We start from the raw sequence: 883 nt of genomic DNA, 5'->3' as shown, positions 1-883 counted from the left end.
TCCATTTCCCCTGGCTCTCATCCCGACGCTCACCAAGCACGGGTAGAGCGCGGGGCTTCCCGCCGAGAAGCTAACTGGCACCACATAATCTATCGTCTGTTCATAAAATTGGATGGCAACTTCCAAAGAATGGGGATCTGATGCTCCTACCACTTTATTAGTATTTTTAGTGGTGTACCGCTGATTTCCTGGATCGACACGCTCTGGAGAATGAGCCAGAAAAAAATCTTCTCCCTGCTGAAGACCACTTATTTTCTCCAATACAGGGCGCATAACCTCATCTGTCGTTCCCGGATAGGTGGTAGATTCCAAAGTCACTAATTGCCCGGGTCTCAAATATTGAGCGATCGCTTCGGTAACACTTTCGATATAACTTAAATTAGGAGTCAGATTCTTCGTCAGCGGCGTTGGCACACAAATGACAATTACATCCAATTCGGTTACCCAATCAAAGCTTGTAACCGCTTGTAAGTTGCCACTCTTAACGACTTGTTCTAAATCTTTGTCTTTAACATCGGTGATATAATTATCAGCCTTATTGACTTGCTCTGCCCTCTTCGGGTTTTGTTCAATTCCTATTACGTGAAAGCCTACCTTTGCTTTTTCGACAGCAAATGGCAGTCCAACATATCCCAAGCCAACAACGCCAACCTTGGCATCTCTGCTCGTAATTTTTTCTTTAAGCTTCAGTAAAACTTGTGGTTTTTCAATCATTCTATTAACAATAAAAAAGATAAAATACTGGAGCCGGTCCAAATTTCATCGGGAAATGTCGCCAGCCATAATCTGTTTCATCCTCTGTTCTGACAGATACATTTAACCCGGAAAAATCTAGCAATTGCTGGAAGTTTCTGAGTATGGCACAATCTGGAATGAAATTATT

At 42.7% G+C, this 883-nt stretch carries 1 protein-coding gene; it reads right to left on the bottom strand.

Annotation, left to right across the window (positions count from 1 at the left end; all coding sequences use genetic code 11):
- On the bottom strand, positions 1–714 hold a 714-nt coding region (locus LKK83_RS21475), incomplete at its 3' end, for a nucleotide sugar dehydrogenase (RefSeq protein ID WP_324633379.1).
- Between the last annotated feature and the right edge of the window lie 169 nt (positions 715–883).

It is taken from the genome of Phormidium sp. CCY1219 (genome assembly GCF_035615515.1).
In the GTDB taxonomy this organism is placed as follows: Bacteria; Cyanobacteriota; Cyanobacteriia; order Cyanobacteriales; family Laspinemataceae; genus CCY1219.
The sequence above is the reverse complement of the archived record's forward strand: the minus strand, read 5'-3'. Positions and strand labels throughout refer to the sequence as shown.